Annotated in this window: 10 protein-coding genes and 1 tRNA gene; 5 read left to right on the plus strand and 6 right to left on the minus strand. The window is 66.5% G+C overall.

Translation table 11 applies throughout. The features are described 5' to 3' along the window. Positions 1 to 106: 106 nt before the first annotated feature. A complete protein-coding gene (locus EV283_RS06255; protein ID WP_130323527.1) occupies positions 107 to 499 on the minus strand; it encodes an acyl-CoA thioesterase in 393 nt (130 codons plus the stop codon). Then, on the minus strand, positions 496 to 2,550 hold the full coding sequence (locus EV283_RS06260) for a S9 family peptidase (protein ID WP_130323529.1): 2,055 nt from the start codon (positions 2,548 to 2,550) through the stop codon (positions 496 to 498). Before EV283_RS06260 ends, EV283_RS06255 begins: the two co-directional genes overlap by 4 nt. 430 nt (positions 2,551 to 2,980) lie before the next feature. Here EV283_RS06260 and EV283_RS06265 point away from each other — a divergent pair, with 430 nt between their 5' ends. The 3 genes from EV283_RS06265 (at position 2,981) to clpB (ending at position 7,905) form a co-directional block, all read left to right on the plus strand. Beyond that, positions 2,981 to 4,789: an aminopeptidase P family protein gene (locus EV283_RS06265; protein ID WP_130323531.1), complete on the plus strand. Its 1,809-nt coding sequence runs from the start codon at positions 2,981 to 2,983 to the stop codon at positions 4,787 to 4,789. Between the two features lie 219 nt (positions 4,790 to 5,008). Beyond that, positions 5,009 to 5,083, plus strand: a tRNA-Thr gene (locus tag EV283_RS06270). Between the two features lie 242 nt (positions 5,084 to 5,325). Further along, positions 5,326 to 7,905 (plus strand): ATP-dependent chaperone ClpB, encoded by a 2,580-nt coding sequence (gene clpB, locus EV283_RS06275; protein WP_130323533.1) that lies wholly within the window; start codon positions 5,326 to 5,328, stop codon positions 7,903 to 7,905. 58 nt (positions 7,906 to 7,963) lie between these two features. Here clpB and EV283_RS06280 read toward each other — a convergent pair whose 3' ends face one another. The 4 genes from EV283_RS06280 to xseA all read right to left on the minus strand — a co-directional run bounded on the left by EV283_RS06280 (position 7,964) and on the right by xseA (position 13,758). After that, positions 7,964 to 11,008, minus strand: coding sequence for a TonB-dependent receptor (locus EV283_RS06280; protein ID WP_242615840.1), 3,045 nt, complete (start codon positions 11,006 to 11,008; stop codon positions 7,964 to 7,966). Between the two features lie 276 nt (positions 11,009 to 11,284). Beyond that, entirely contained in the window at positions 11,285 to 12,124 is an 840-nt protein-coding gene (locus EV283_RS06285) for a M23 family metallopeptidase (RefSeq protein ID WP_130323535.1), read from the minus strand. Beyond that, the gene (locus EV283_RS06290) at positions 12,121 to 12,321 is read right to left on the minus strand and encodes a DUF2093 domain-containing protein (protein ID WP_055881745.1); all 201 of its coding nucleotides are present in this window, start codon (positions 12,319 to 12,321) and stop codon (positions 12,121 to 12,123) included. The genes EV283_RS06285 and EV283_RS06290 overlap by 4 nt, the downstream gene beginning before the upstream one ends. A gap of 12 nt (positions 12,322 to 12,333) precedes the next feature. Further along, positions 12,334 to 13,758 (minus strand): exodeoxyribonuclease VII large subunit, encoded by a 1,425-nt coding sequence (gene xseA / locus EV283_RS06295; protein ID WP_130323537.1) that lies wholly within the window; start codon positions 13,756 to 13,758, stop codon positions 12,334 to 12,336. On the opposite strand from xseA, the gene purD reads away from it, so the two are divergent. Further along, positions 13,757 to 15,022 carry a phosphoribosylamine--glycine ligase gene (gene purD / locus EV283_RS06300; RefSeq protein WP_130323539.1) on the plus strand — a complete coding sequence of 422 codons (1,266 nt, stop codon included), beginning with the start codon at positions 13,757 to 13,759 and terminating at the stop codon, positions 15,020 to 15,022. The two genes, xseA and purD, sit on opposite strands and share 2 nt — an antisense overlap. A 97-nt stretch (positions 15,023 to 15,119) precedes the next feature. After that, positions 15,120 to 15,839, plus strand: coding sequence for a hypothetical protein (locus EV283_RS06305; protein ID WP_130323541.1), 720 nt, complete (start codon positions 15,120 to 15,122; stop codon positions 15,837 to 15,839). Positions 15,840 to 15,939: the final 100 nt, after the last annotated feature.

Here is a 15,939-nt window from a genome sequence, read left to right on the forward strand (position 1 = left end):
CCCCTCCCGCCTGCGGGAGGGGTCGGGGGACGGGCGTGCCCCACCGGCCGGACGCCAGTACGTACGTCGCGCCCTCCCCTAACCCCTCCCGCAAGCGGGAGGGGAATTACGAGTAAAACGGCGCGGCGATATCCTCACGGACCCGCATCAGCCGCCCCGTCGCGCGATCGAGCAAAGCCCAGGTCGTCACCGCCTCGAGCTTCACCCGCCCGGCATCCCCGACGAACCGCACATGCCGATCGAACCGAGCCCCCTTGGGCCCACCCTCGACCCACGTCTCGCCAACAACGGTCTCCCCCGCGAGCACGCTCCCGCGATAATCGATCTCGTGCCGCGTCACGACCCAGACATAGGCCAGCTTGTGCGCAGGCGGCGCCACCGCCTCCCAATGCGCGGTGGCGATGGCCTGGATCCACTGCACCCACACCGCATTGTTCACATGCCCGAGCTCGTCGATATCCGCGTCCGCGGCGGTGATCGAGAGCGTGAACCGGCTCACCCCGCGACGCCCAGCTGCCACAGCACGAACGCGTGCTCCTCCGCGCCCTCCCGCAGCGACTCGAACCGCCCCGACTTGCCGCCATGCCCAGCCCCCATGTTGGTCTTGAGCAGCAGGACGTTGTCGTCGGTCTTCATCAGCCGCAGCTTGGCTGCCCACTTCGCGGGCTCCCAATAGGTCACGCGCGGATCGTTGAGCCCTCCGCTAATGAACATCGGCGGATAGGCCTGCGCCTTGACGTTGTCGTACGGCGAATACGACCGGATGAGCGCGAACGCCGCCTCGTCCTCGATCGGATTGCCCCATTCGGGCCATTCACCCGGCGTCAGCGGCAGCTCGGCGTCGAGCATCGTGTTGAGCACGTCGACGAACGGCACGTCGGCGATCACCGCACCCCACAGCTCGGGATCGGAATTGACCACCGCCCCCATCAGCTCGCCGCCCGCGGACCGCCCCGCGATCGCAATCTTCCCCGCCGACGTCCATTTCGCGTCGACCAGCGCCTTGGCCACATCGACGAAATCGTTGAACGTGTTCGCGCGCTTCTCAAGCTTGCCGTCGAGATACCATTGCTGCCCGAGGTCATCGCCGCCGCGGATATGCGCGATCGCATAGGCGAACCCACGATCGAGCAGGCTCATCCGCCCGGTCGAGAAGCCCGGCGGGATCGCATAGCCGTAGGCGCCATAGGCATAGAGGAACAAGGGCGCCGACCCGTCACGCACGAACCCGGCCGGATACACGATCGACACCGGGATCTCCGTCCCGTCCCGCGCGACGATCTTCAGCCGCTCGGTCGCGTAGCTCGCCGCGTCGTATCCGCTCGGGATCTCCTGCACCTTGAGCATCGTCCGCTCACCGGAATCCACGTCGTAATCATACACCGTCCCCGGCGTGACCATCGACTCATACCCAAGCCGCAGCACCGTCATGTCGTACTCAGGGTTGTCACCCAGCCCCGCGACATAACTCGCCTCGGGAAACTCGATCCGCTTGCCCTCGGTCGGCGTCTCGTACCGATGGATCGCGATCTGATCGAGCCCGTCCTCGCGCCCGTCGACCACGAAGAAGTCCTGATAACACTCCACCCCCGTCATGTAGAAATGCGGCGATGCCGGGATCAGCTCGGTCCACGCGCCCGGCTCCTCGACCAGCGCGGTGCACAGCCGGAAGTTCGGATCGACGTCGTTGGTGTGGATGAACAGCGTTCCGTCATGCTCGTCGACATCGTACTCGCGCCCGACTTTCCGCGCCGACACGAGGATCGGCACCGCCAGCGGCTCGTGCGCGGGGAGCAGGTAGATCTCGCTGGTCACATGATCGCTCGTCGCAATCACGATCCACTTGCGCGAACTCGTCTCGCCCACACCGACGCGAAAGCCCTCGTCCTCCTCATGGAACAGCACGACGTCGTCGCTGATCGGCGTTCCCAGCCGGTGGAACCGCGCATTGTCCGTCCGCCACTGCTCGTTCGCCAGACCGTAGAGGAAGCCCGCATCGTCCGCGGTCCACACGATCTCGCTCAGCATGCCCGGAATCACGTCGGGCAGGTGCTCGCCGGTATCCAGGTCCTTGACCCGAACCTCGAACCGCTCGCTCCCGTTATCGTCGATCGCATAGGCGAGATACCGCCCGTCATTGCTGACCGAGAACGCGCCGAGCCGGAAATATTCATGCCCCTCCGCCAGCGCCGGCTCGTCGAGCAACAGCTCGTCGTCACCACCCGCAACGGGCTTGCGCCACCATTTCTTATACTGCCCGCCGGTCTCGTACGCGGTCCAGTACAGCCAATCGCCATCCTTCTGCGGCACCGAGGATTCGTCTTCCTTGATCCGCGCCTTCATCTCCTCGTAGATCGTGTCGACCAGCGCGGTATGCGGCGCCATCTGCGCCTCGAAATACGCGTTCTCGGCCTTGAGATACGCCAGCACGTCTTCGTCATCGACCTCCGGATAGTTCGGATCCTTCAGCCACGCATAGGGATCCTCGATCGTCACGCCGTGCGTGGTGAAGCTATGCGGTCGCTGGTCGGCGATAGGGGGAGTGATCATGCCGATGTGTTAGCCGCGCCGGGAGTGGAAGCCAAACGCTGTGGCATCGAGATGGCAAGCGACCCACGCACGTCCACCACCCCGGCGAAGGCCGGGGTCCAGTTGGGAAGGCCGCAGTAACGACGCGATGCGCTCAGTCAGCAACGTCCCCCAACTGGACCCCGGCCTCCGCCGGGGAGGTGGAGAGATGGGGGGTGGCGAGGTGGCGAGGTGGCGAGGTGGGGAGAGTTCGTCGGCTAGACCGCGCGCGCCCAAGCCCGCTGTCCTACACAGCCCCTTTCTGCCAAACCCCCGGCATGGCCCAAGACCGTCCGATCCACCCCCGAATCTCCGCCGCCGCCTCCCGCTGCAGAGGCCATATCGAGCGCGCACCAAACCCGCGCCAGCGTCTGCACTTTCTCTACTTCACTTTTGACGAGAGCCTGAACCGATGACCCCGAACGCCCGCCCCGCTGCCCGGCTAGCCGCCCTCCGCGCCCAGCTAACCACCGATAATCTCGACGGTTTCGTCATCCCGCTGACCGACGAGCACATGAGCGAATATGTCGGCGGCTACGCGCAGCGGCTCGCCTGGCTGACCGGCTTCGGCGGGTCGGCGGGCACCGCGGTCGTGCTGGCGAACCGCGCGGCGATCTTCACCGATGGCCGCTACACGATCCAGGTGCGCGAGCAGGTCGACGGCGCACAATGGGCCTATGAGCCGGTGCCGCAGACCAGCCCCGCCGCCTGGCTTGGCACGCATGCGCCGGTTGGCGGCCGGATCGGCTACGACCCGTGGCTCCACACCGATGGCTGGGTCGTCGCCGCCACCGCTGCGCTGGCCGAGCGCGACGCGATGCTGGTCGCGGTAGAGGCCAATCCGGTCGATGCGATCTGGACCGACCGTCCCGCCCCGTCGCCCGCGCCGCTGACCGTCCAGCCCGACCAGTTCACCGGCGCCTCCTCCGCCGAGAAGCGCGCCGCGATCGCCGACTGGCTCGCCGATCACAAGGCCGACGCGGTCGTCCTCACCGCGCTCGATTCGATCGCATGGGCGCTCAACGTCCGCGGCGACGACGTCGACCACACCCCCGTCGCGCTGTCCTACGCGATCGTGGGCGCGAACGGCACGACCGACCTGTTCGTCGCGCCCGACAAGATCGACGACGGCGTGCGCCAGCATCTCGGCAACGCAGTGCGCCTGCATGATCGCACCGCGTTCGCCGCGGCGCTCGGCGGCTATGCGGGCAAGCGGGTCGCCGCCGATCCCGAGCGCACCGTCGCCGCGATCACGCAGGCGTTGCAGGCGGGTGGCGCCAGGACGCTGCCACTGCGCGATCCCGTCGTGCTGGCCAAGGCGATCAAGAACCCGGTCGAGATCGGTGGCCACCGTGCCGCATCGGCGCGCGACGGCGCGGCGCTCGCGCGGTTCCTGCGCTGGGTCGAGATCGAATGCATCAAGGGCGGGCAGACCGAACTGAGCGCCGCCGCGCGCCTGCTGGCGTTCCGCGAGGAAACCGGCGTCCTCAAGGGCACGTCGTTCGACACGATCTCCGCGACCGGTCCGCACGGTGCGATCCCGCATTACCACGTCACCGAGGAATCGAGCGCGCCGATCGAGCCGGGCCAGCTCTATCTGATCGATTCGGGCGGCCAATATGCCGACGGCACCACCGACGTGACCCGAGTCATGCCGATCGGCGATCCCACCGCGGAAATGCGCGACCGCTTCACGCGCGTCCTCAAGGGCCACATCGCGATCGCCACCGCGGTCTTTCCCGACGGCACGATGGGCGGGCAGATCGACGCCTTCGCCCGCCGGCCGCTGTGGGAAGCAGGGCTCGATTTCGCGCACGGCACCGGCCACGGTATCGGCGCCTATCTCGCGGTCCACGAGGGGCCACAGCGTATCGCCGCGCCCAACTATCCCGGCGGCGCGGCGCTGGAGCCGTTGCGTGCCGGCATGATGCTGTCGAACGAGCCGGGCTATTACAAGGCGGGCGAATACGGCATCCGCATCGAGAACCTGATCCTGATCGAGCCACGCACCATTCCGGGCGCCGACCGGGAAATGCTAGGCTTCGAGACGCTCACCTTCTGCCCGATCGAACGCACGCTGATCGAACCCTCGCTGCTGACGCCGCAGGAGCGCGCCTGGGTCGACGACTATCACGCAAAGGTGCTGGCGGTCCTGACCCCGGAAATGACCGACGAGGCGGATCGCGCCTGGCTCGCCGCCAAATGCGCATCACTTACTTGAGCGGCTCGTCCTCAGTGGCAGGCGCGGCACTAACTGCCCGCGCCTGCGCCTTCCGCCGTCGCAGATTCTCCCGCAGCGCGGCGGCCATGCGTTCGGCCTTCTCTGCCGCCTTTCGATCCCGATCATCCATAAATCCGCCCTACATCCTGGCGGGATGCCTTGACAATCGTCCCGCCCTCGTCTCTTAGCCCCTCTCCGCCGGCAGCGATGCCAGCGAGTGCTGCCGTAGCTCAGTGGTAGAGCGCATCCTTGGTAAGGCTGAGGTCGTGAGTTCAATCCTCACCGGCAGCACCAGTTTTTCGGTTGTGCCTCCGCATCGGACGCTTTGATGAAAGCGCGATGCGGAGGGCACCCACCTCCCCCACCAGACACCACCCCGAATAGGCGCTACGCGGACGACGGCTTGCGCTGGTTGCAGCCCGCGGGATTTGTAACTTCGCCGCCGGCACTCCATGCTGCAGCCGCGCCGCCTCTTGTGTTGCCCAAATACAACACCATCTTTTGGGCAACACCGAGCAAATCCACAGGGATTCGTCATGAACATCGACAAATTCACCGACCGCGCGAAAGGCTTTCTCCAGTCCGCGCAGACCGTCGCGATCCGCATGAACCACCAGCGGATCGCACCCGAGCATCTGTTGAAGGCGCTGCTCGAAGACGAGCAGGGCATGGCCGCCGGGCTGATCAAGGCGGCAGGCGGCGACGCCAAGCGCGCGACGTCGGAAACCGATCTCGCGCTCGCCAAGATCCCCGCCGTGTCGGGCTCGGGCGCGCAGACCACGCCGGGCATCGACAACGACGCGGTGCGCGTGCTCGACCAGGCCGAGGAGATCGCGACCAAGGCGGGCGACAGCTTCGTCACCGTCGAGCGGCTGCTCGTCGCGCTCGCATTGTCGCTCAACACCGCCGCGGGCAAGGCGTTGAAGGCGGGCGGCGTCACCCCCGAGGGGCTCAATACCGCGATCAACAGCGTCCGCCAGGGCCGCACCGCGGACACCGCGGGCGCCGAGGACCGCTATGACGCACTCAAGAAGTTCGCGCGCGACCTCACCCAGGCGGCGCGTGACGGCAAGCTCGACCCCGTGATCGGCCGCGACGAGGAGATCCGCCGCACGATCCAGATCCTCGCCCGCCGCACCAAGAACAACCCCGCGCTGATCGGCGAACCCGGCGTCGGCAAGACGGCTATCGCGGAAGGGCTGGCCATTCGCATCGCGAACGGCGACGTCCCCGATACGCTCAAGGACCGCCGCCTCATGTCGCTCGACATGGGCAGCCTGATCGCGGGCGCGAAGTATCGCGGTGAGTTCGAGGAGCGGCTGAAAGGCGTACTCGACGAGGTGAAGGCCGCCGAGGGCGACGTCATCCTGTTCATCGACGAGATGCACCAGCTGATCGGGGCGGGCAAATCCGAAGGCGCGATGGACGCGGGCAACCTGCTGAAACCCGCACTCGCGCGCGGCGAGCTCCACTGCGTCGGCGCGACCACGCTCGACGAATATCGGAAATATGTCGAGAAGGACCCCGCCCTCCAGCGCCGGTTCCAGCCGGTGATGGTCGGCGAACCCACCGTCGAGGACACGATCTCGATCCTGCGCGGATTGAAGGAGAAATACGAACTCCACCACGGAGTCCGCATCACCGACGGCGCGATCGTCGCCGCCTCGACGCTGTCGAACCGTTACATCACCGACCGCTTCCTCCCCGACAAGGCGATCGACCTGATGGACGAGGCCGCGTCGCGCATACGCATGGAGGTCGAGTCAAAGCCCGAGGCAATCGAAAATCTCGACCGTCGCATCATCCAGCTCAAGATCGAGCGCGAGGCCCTGAAGCGCGAGACCGACGACGCGTCGGTTGACCGGCTCGACACGCTTGAGGGCGATCTCGTCAATCTCGAGGAGCAGTCCGCCGAGCTGACGGCGCGCTGGAAGGGCGAGAAGGACAAGATCAACGCCGAGGCACGGCTCAAGGAACAGCTCGACGCCGCGCGGCTCGAACTTGACCAGGCACAGCGCTCCGGCGATCTCGCAAAGGCGGGCGAGCTCTCCTACGGCACGATCCCCGGCCTGCAGCGCCAGCTCGACGAGGCGGCGGGCGCGACCAAGGGCGCGATGCTGCGCGAGGAGGTCACCGCGGACGACATCGCCGGTGTCGTCAGCCGCTGGACGGGCATCCCGGTCGAGCGGATGCTCCAGGGCGAGCGCGACAAGCTGCTCGCGATGGAGGCGACGATCGGCAAGCGCGTCATCGGCCAGGCTCATGCGGTCAAGGCGGTCTCGACCGCGGTCCGTCGTGCGCGTGCGGGGCTACAGGATCCGAACCGGCCTTTGGGTTCGTTCCTGTTCCTGGGCCCCACCGGCGTCGGCAAGACCGAGTTGACCAAGGCGCTCGCCGAGTTCCTGTTCGACGATCCGTCAGCGATGGTCCGCATCGACATGAGCGAGTTCATGGAAAAGCACGCGGTCGCGCGGCTGATCGGGGCGCCTCCCGGCTATGTCGGCTATGAGGAGGGCGGCGTGCTGACCGAGGCGGTCCGCCGGCGTCCCTATCAGGTGATCCTGTTCGACGAGGTCGAGAAGGCGCATGGCGACGTGTTCAACGTGCTCCTCCAGGTGCTCGACGACGGTCGCCTGACCGACGGCCAAGGCCGCACGGTGGATTTCAGCAACACGCTGATCATCCTGACGAGCAACCTCGGCAGCCAGTATCTCGCCAACATGGCGGAGGGTGACGACGTATCGTCGGTCGAGCCGCAGGTAATGGAGATCGTCCGGTCGCACTTCCGCCCGGAATTTCTCAATCGTCTCGACGAGGTGATCCTGTTCCACCGTCTGGGGCAGGCGCACATGGCGCCAATCGTCGACATCCAGGTCAGCCGCGTCGACAAGCTGCTCGCAGATCGCAAGATCACGCTCGACCTCACTGAAGCCGCCCGCGCGTGGCTCGGCCGTGTCGGCTACGACCCCGTCTACGGCGCAAGGCCGCTCAAGCGCGCGGTCCAGCGCTATCTGCAAGACCCGCTCGCCGACATGATCCTGCGCGGCGAGGTGAAGGACGGCTCGACCGTCCGGGTCGACGAAGGCGACGGCAAGCTGGTCCTGGCGATCGCCTGACACGGAAAAGGGCGGCGTCTCGCGACGCCGCCCTCTCCCGCATTCCAGTAAGCCCGGTTTAGAAGCCGAACTTCACGCCCGCGCGGAACTGACGGCCGTAGATACCCTCGCTCGCCTGGACGGGGTTGTAGAGATACGCGCCATAGGTCGCCGGATCGATCGGCGGCAGGTCGTTGAGGATGTTCAGCACGTTCAAGTAGAAGCTGAACCGGTCGGTGACCTTCACGGTGCCAACCATGTCGACCGTAATATAGCCGTCGACGTTTGCAGGCAGGTAGTCGACCGCGAGGCCGCCATCGCCGCGCACGCCGCCCTGATCCTCAGCCGACAGGTTATAGCCGGCCACGTAGTTGACCGTACCGCTCAGGCTGAAATCCTGCACGTCGATCGTGTTGGTGATATTCGCACGCCAGCGCGGCGTACCCGAACCCGCGGTCAGGTTGTAGTTGCCGAGCGTGCCGACATACTTCTCCTTGCGACCGCCCGGGAAGGTGGTGCTGAGGTCGAGCAGCAGGCTGCCCTCGCCCGAGATCGTGTAGCGAACATTGTCCGTAAGATCGAACCGTGCGCTGCCACCGAAATCGATGCCCTGCGAATGGATCGTGTTCGCGTTGACCAGCTGCGATGCCACCAGGCCGACCCGCGGCTTGGCGTTCTCGAAGCCCACGCCGACAGCGTCGGGTGTGACGGTGAAGCCATCAGGAATCTGCTGGCCCGAATAATACGCTGCCAGCGCGTCGCCTGCGGTCAGCGACGTGATCGCGCCGGTCTTCTTGATGTCGAAGAAGTCGACCGTGAACGACACGTTGCGGATCGGCTCAAACACGATGCCCGCGGTGAAGCTGCGCGACTTTTCAGGCTCGAGATTCTGGCTGGCCAGCGTCGTCGATCCATAGCTGCCCTGGCGGATATAGGTCGGGCACGACGCGAAGGTCGCAACCGTGCAGCCATATTGCGCAAGATAGCCGTCGTTGAACAGCGTCGCGTTGTTCGTCACATAGCCGGTCGTCGGCAGCGCGTTAGCCTCGCCGAAGCTCGGGATGCGGAAACCGCGCGACCAGGTGCCGCGGATCGCCAACTGGCGGAACGGCGTGAACTTGGCGCCGACCTTTGGCGAGAAGTTGCTCTGACCCGACGAGTAATGATCGTAACGACCCGAGGCATTGATCAAGAACTGGTCGACGATCGGCAGCTGCAATTCGCCGAACGCCGACGACACGGTGCGGTTGCCGCTCGTGCCGAACGCGTTGATCGAGAAATAGCGCTGGGTCGGGCCGTTGATATCGGGGTTGGCCGACGGTGCATCGATCGCTTCGTAGAAGATCGACCCGCCCAGAGCCAGCTGTGCCGGGCCGCCGGGGAGCGTGAACAGCGCCTTCGTAACCGACGCCTGCAACTGGTACAGGTCGGAGCTGGAATCGGCGATGTTGGTCGGCGTCAGATAGTCGCGCGTTGCCTGCGAGTTGAGACCCGGGTTTACGAAGTTGTAGCTGCCGTCGGCGATCACATCGAGCAGATGCTGAATATAGACGTAGCCCGCCTGCGTACGACGCAGGTCGCTGTGCATCGCGGTCGCATCGACGCGATAGTCCCAGCCGCCTTCGATCGTGCCCTTCACCCCTGCGGCCGCACGGTACACACGGTTGCGCGTCGAGTTGGCATTGACCGTGTCGGGCAGCGTGCCGATCAGCAGCGCGTTCTGGCCGGCTGCCGCAAACGGGTTGTTCGGGTTCAGCGTGCCGTTGCCCGCATTGCAGACGGCGGTGCCGCGTGCGCAGACATAGACCGGCAACGACAGCGGTGCGGAGCCGGGCGCATACTGCGCCGCCGCCGACGAGGTCGAATATTGCTGGAAGTTGATGCCGGCAGGCGCGTTGCCCCGGATCACCGAAGGATCGCCGCTATAGCTTGACGAGGACTGCTGGAAATTGACCTGCAGATACGCCTCGGCATTGTCGCCGACCTTGGCCGTGAACTTTGCCGATCCACCGAACCGCTCGATGTTCGGGGCAACGACGCCGTACTGGTTGACCAGATCCTGCTGGCAGACGACGTTCGCGATGGCACCGTTGTTCGCCTGTGCGCGATCCCCGGCCGTGGTCGCATAGGGGTTGCCGTTGAGGCAGCCCGGCGAGCTCAGCTGGAACCGCGATCCGGCGACTGCGGTCGTGCCGTTGGCAGGACGCACAAAGAAGTTCGCGCCCGCGACCGGACCATTGTTCGGCAGCAGGCCGTCGCCGCCGATCCCGTTGACGATGTTGTTCGGGCCACCGGTGCCGACGCCGCGCTGGTCGGACGAGTTGAACGGCGCTGGCAGGTCGCGGTTATAAACCGCCTCGCTGCGATAATAGAAGCCGCTGACATAGGCGTTATAGCCCTTGGCATCGAGATCGCCGGTGCCTGCGGTCAGCGTCAGCCGCTGGTTCGCGGCGACGCCGCGCTGGCTGATACCGGCCTCGGCGCGGCCGCTAACGCCGTTGAACGAGCGCTTGGTGATGACGTTGACGACGCCCGCGATGGCGTCTGCGCCATAGCTCGACGAGGCGCCGTCGCGCAGGATCTCGACGCGGTCAACGATATCGTCAGGGATCGTATTGAGGTCGACGAAGTTGCGCGTCGCGTCATCGGCCAGCGGATAATAAGCGGCGCGCAGGCCGTCGAACAGCACCAACGTCGAGTTCGTCGACAGACCGCGAAGCGACACGGCCGACGCACCACCGGCGAATGCGCCGTTGGCGGTGAACGAGTTGGTCAGCGCCGGGCCGTTGTTCGAAGCGAGCGACTGGATCCCGCCTTGCACCGTGTTGATGCCGCGTGCGTCAAGATTGGCGGTGCTCAGCGTCGTGACCGGCGACGGCGTCGCATTGTCCGTCTGGCGGAACAGCGAACCCGTTACGACAATGTCATTGCCTTGATCTGCGGCAGCCGGTGCTGCCTGATCTGCTGGCAGTTCGGCTGGAGCCGTCGTCGGTGCTGGTGCTGGTGCTGGTGCTGGTGTTGTCTGGGCCGAAGCCGAGCCGGCAAAAGCAACGCCTGCCCCCATCAACGCAAGCGCGTGAAGCGCGGTGCTGCCGCGCAGGCCGTAGCGTGCGAAAGTCGAAATACTGGTCACGTAAGCGTTTCCTCGCCTGAACCTGGCGGTCGCATCGCGATCCGCCGGGTTATTGAGCGCCCCCCTTGATCGCGGTTGAATGCGATCCCCAAGGACATGGCGATGGGATGGAGGTGCTGTCCCATCCTGTAAAGATTGCATCCGGACTACGTCACGCTTTCGTAATCTCATGTAGCAAAATAGACACAATAGCTGTCTTGTAAGTTTACATTCTGTCGCATTTACGAGCACCGAGGTACTGCAACGCACAATAATTAGTCTGCTTCGTTACCGCATCGCGTCCGCCACTAGCATCGGATCGAGCTTCGCGTCGTCCCAGCGCAGGCTCCAGTGGAGATGCGGGCCAGTCGCCCTGCCGGTCATGCCGACCGCGCCGATCGGCTGCCCCTTCGTGACGTGATCGCCGACCTTCACATCGATCCGCGACAGATGCAGGAACGCGCTGTTCAGCCCCATGCCGTGGTCGAGCATCAGCAGGTTGCCCTCCAGCGTGAAGGGGTGATCGGCTGCCAGGATCACGACGCCGTCGGCGGGCGCCGTAACGATCGCGCCGGTCGGCTTGGCGATGTCGGTTCCCGAATGATAGCTGCCGGGCTCGCCCTTGTAGATGCGCTGCGCGCCGAACAGGCCGGAGATGCGACCGGTGGCGGGCCAGGCGAAGGCCTGTCGCCAGCCTTGCGCATCGGAGATCCGGGCACGCGCTGCGACGATCTGCGCGAGTTCGGGCGGACGCAGCTTGGCAAAAACAGGGTCGGGCGCGGGAAATTTTGGCAGCATGTTCAGGCGCTCGATCCGCCAAGCCCGAGGCGCGATCGTCAGCGGCTGCGTGACGATGCGGCCATCGGCCAATGTCGCAGCGAGGACCGCCGGCGCGCCAGCGTCGCGGTCAAAGCCGGCAAGGAAGCGGCCATCGGGCGACAGTGCAATCGGTTTGCCATCGAGCGTGAGCGTGCGAGCACCTGCGGGGGCCGTCCCCAGGATCAACCCGCCTTGGCTCAGCGTGCCGGTCCAGCGGAATGCGGATGCGCTTGCGGTGGTCGCGGGCGGCGCTTGCTGGGCAGTGGCGCTGGTTACGACCAACAGCGCGAGCACCGCCGCCCGAATCATCGTGGCGCCATCGCTTCGCTCGCGGCGGCGGCGGTGGCATAGGCCTCCTGCCGCGCAACGCTCCAGTAGCGCAGGTCCTCGAGCGCAATGCGGTGACCGGTCGCGGCACAGGCGACATGATCGCCAGGGCTGAGCACGCGGAAACCATTGGCCATATAATGGAGGCGAGCGGCGCGGTCGGAGTTGGACATCAGCATGATCGGGCTCTTTTATAGCAGGGTAGGCTGGCGAGGCACGGCGTCCGGCGCGGGCTTGGCCTTGGGGGCAGCATAGGTTTTGGCGGCGGGTCGCTCAAGGCCGGCGTCCGTCACCGCGTCCACCACGCCATCGCGGAAATGAAGCGTCAGCGTGCCTGCCGCTCGTGCGGACTTGGCCGAGGCGAGTGTTTCCCCGCCGGGGCGCGCGGTGACGCGGGCATAGCCACGTTCTAGGATCGTGTCGGGGTTGAGCGACTGGACGAGCCGCCACGTCGCGTCGAGCTGAGCACGTTTCGCTTCGAGCTTGCGATCGAGCGTGGCCGGACGGAGCGCCGCTCCCGATCGATCGAGGCTACCGCGCGCCATGGTCAGGCGCCGCTCGAGCCCGCGATCGAGCCGCTGCCCGAAATCGTCGGCGCGTTGGCGCTGCGGCCCGAGCAACTGATCGCGCTTCGGCAGCAACCGCGACAGCGCGTCGAGCCGCTCGCGACCGCGCTCGACATGGCGGCGGGCGCAGCGTTCGGTCCGATTGCGGTGGCTGTCGATCGTCAGCCGCAGGTCGGCGAGCACCGGCACCGCGATCTCGGCCGCCGCAGTCGGCGTCGGCGCGCGCAGGTCGGCGGCGAAGTCGCACAGCGTTGTGTCGGTCTCGTGGCCCACCGCGGAGATGATCGGGATCGTGCAGCTGGCGACCGCACGCACGACGACCTCCTCGTTGAACGACCACAGATCCTCGACCGAACCACCGCCGCGCGCGACGATGACGAGATCGGGGCGCGGTACCGGACCACCGGGGACGATCGCGTCGAACCCGCGGACCGCGGCGGCGATTTCCGCAGCGGAACCCTCGCCCTGCACCTTGACCGGCCAGACGATGACGTGCGTCGGGCAGCGATCCTCCAGGCGGTGGAGGATGTCGCGGATCACCGCGCCGGTGCCCGACGTCACGACGCCGATCACCCGCGGCATGAACGGCAGCTGCTGCTTGCACGCCCGGTCGAACAGCCCCTCACCGCTAAGCTTCGCCTTGAGCTTTTCAAGCAGCGCCATCAGCGCACCCGCGCCGGCGAGCTCCATCCGCTCGATGACGATCTGATATTTCGAGCGGCCGGGATAGGTGGTGAGCTTGCCGGTCGCGATCACCTCGATCCCGTCCTGCGGCACGAAGGCGAGGCTCGACGCATTGCCCTTCCAGATCACGCCGTCGATCACCGCCTGATCGTCCTTGAGCGACATGTAGCAATGCCCCGACGCGACGCGTTTCCACCCCGAGATCTCGCCGCGCAGGCGGACATGCCCGAATTCGCCCTCGACCATCCGCTTCAGCTTGAACGCGAGTTCGCCGACCGACATGGCGAGTGCGTTGTCGCCGGCGACCGGCTCGGCTACCAGCCGCCCCATGTCACTCGACACTTCATCGAAAAAGGGATCGGGCATGAACGTCCTGCTGCTGGGCTCGGGGGGGCGCGAACATGCGCTCGCGTGGAAGCTGGTGCAATCTCGCGGCCTCGATACGCTGTATGCCGCGCCGGGCAACCCCGGGATCGCGCAACTCGCGACGCTCGTGCCGCTGGATGCGACGGATCACGCCGCCGTCACTGCGTTCGTGCGGGAACAGGCGATCGGGCTGGTCGTGATCGGGCCGGAGGCACCGCTGGTCGACGGCCTGGCCGATACGTTGCGCGCCGCGGACATTGCCGTGTTCGGGCCCTCTAGGGCGGCGGCGCAACTGGAGGGCTCGAAGGGCTTCACCAAGGATCTGTGCCAGCGCGCGGGGATTCCGACCGCAGGCTATGTCCGCGTGAAGAGCCGCGAAGAAGCTGAAAACGCGCTCGCCCGCACGTTTTCGCTGCCGGTCGTCATCAAGGCGGACGGACTGGCGGCGGGCAAGGGCGTCGTCATCGCGTTCAGCGCAGCCGAAGCCGATGCGGCGTTCGATGCGCTGTTCGCCGACGGGGAAGCCGAGGCGGTGATCGAGGAATTTCTGGAAGGCGAAGAAGCAAGCCTCTTCGTCCTCACCGATGGCGTGTCGCTGATGCCGTTCGGCTCCGCGCAGGATCACAAGCGCGTCGGTGAGGGCGATACCGGCCCGAACACCGGCGGCATGGGCGCGTACAGCCCCGCCCTCGTCCTGACGTCCGCGCTCGAACAGCGCGCCATCGATGAAATCGTCGCGCCGACCGTAGCGGCGATGGCCGCAGACGGCATGCCATTCTCGGGCGTGCTGTATGCGGGACTGATGCTCACCGCGCAGGGGCCCAAGCTGATCGAATATAACGCGCGGTTCGGCGATCCCGAGACGCAGGTGTTGATGATGCGTTTTCAGGGCGATCTGCTTGCGACGATGCTGGCGGTGGCCGAGGGACGGCTCGGCGAGATGCCCGCGGCGACGTTCAGCGACGAGACCGCCTTGACGGTGGTGATGGCGGCCGATGGCTATCCGGGGACGCCCAAGGCGGGTGGGTCGATCATCGGCCTCGATTCTGCGCGCGCCGCTGGCGCCACGGTGTTTCACGCCGGCACCCGGTTCGAGGATGGCGGGCTGGTCGCGTCAGGCGGTCGCGTTCTGGCGGTGACCGCCACCGGCGATGACGTGGCGGCGGCGCAGGCCAACGCCTATCGCGGGGTCGACGCGATCGATTTCGCGGAAGGCTTCTATCGGCGCGACATCGGCTGGCGGGAGATTGCGCGCGCGTCCTGACGCGGCCTGCGCGTCAGCCGATCGTGCCGCGCTCTATCGCGACGAGGCCCCCGATTTAGCTCTCGCCGCATTTCTCGCGCAGCGCTACTGATAGAGAATGAACGAAACTTCCGCGACTTCCGCCTCGGGCCTCAGCCTGCTGCCCGACGGCATTGCCACGCTGACCGCGATCCACTTCACGATCATCGCCGTGGTGGCTATTTTGGTCGTGATCGGGCTGCTCTGGGGCATCAAGGCGAAACGCAGCCGGGTGAAGGCGTCGCGCGACGTGATCGCCAATGCCGAGGAAGCCGGCGTCCCCCCCGCGCCCGTCGACTCGGACGATCAGCGTGCGACAACCCCGGCCCCCGCACCAGTCGAGCAGCGCAAGGCCGAGCAGTCCCAGACCCAGACACGGACGGTTGCTCCAGCGCCGGCACCACCGCCGCCACCGATCGAGCGCGTATCCCCCGTTCCGGCCACGCCCACGCCGGCGCGGGCAGATCCCAGCCCGGCCATCGCACCGACGGTTCAGCCACCTGCTGAAATCAAGGCGCCGCCTACGCCGGTCGACACCCCCGTATCATCCCCCGCCTTCGCCGATGGCCCGGTCACGCAGCTAAAGGGACTCGGACCGAAGGTCGCCACGCAGCTCGGCGCGCTCGGCGTCACGACGGTCGGCGAGATGGCCGCTTTGTCCGAGAGCGAGGCGCAGTCGATCGATGCGCAACTCGGCAATTTCACCGGGCGGATGGGGCGCGATCGCTGGATCGAGCAGGCACGCCTGCTCGCGGCCGGCGACAAGGCCGGCTTCGAGGCGATCTTCGGGAAGCTGTAAGCTCCGGCGACCTTTGGCAGCAGCCGCAGGCGACGAATGTCGATTGGCTCTATGCCGGGCTCGCGGCGACGGGCATGCCACGCGGCGACGGACCTCGAAG

Source organism: Sphingomonas sp. BK036 (assembly GCF_004216825.1).
In the GTDB taxonomy this organism is placed as follows: Bacteria; Pseudomonadota; Alphaproteobacteria; order Sphingomonadales; family Sphingomonadaceae; genus Sphingomonas.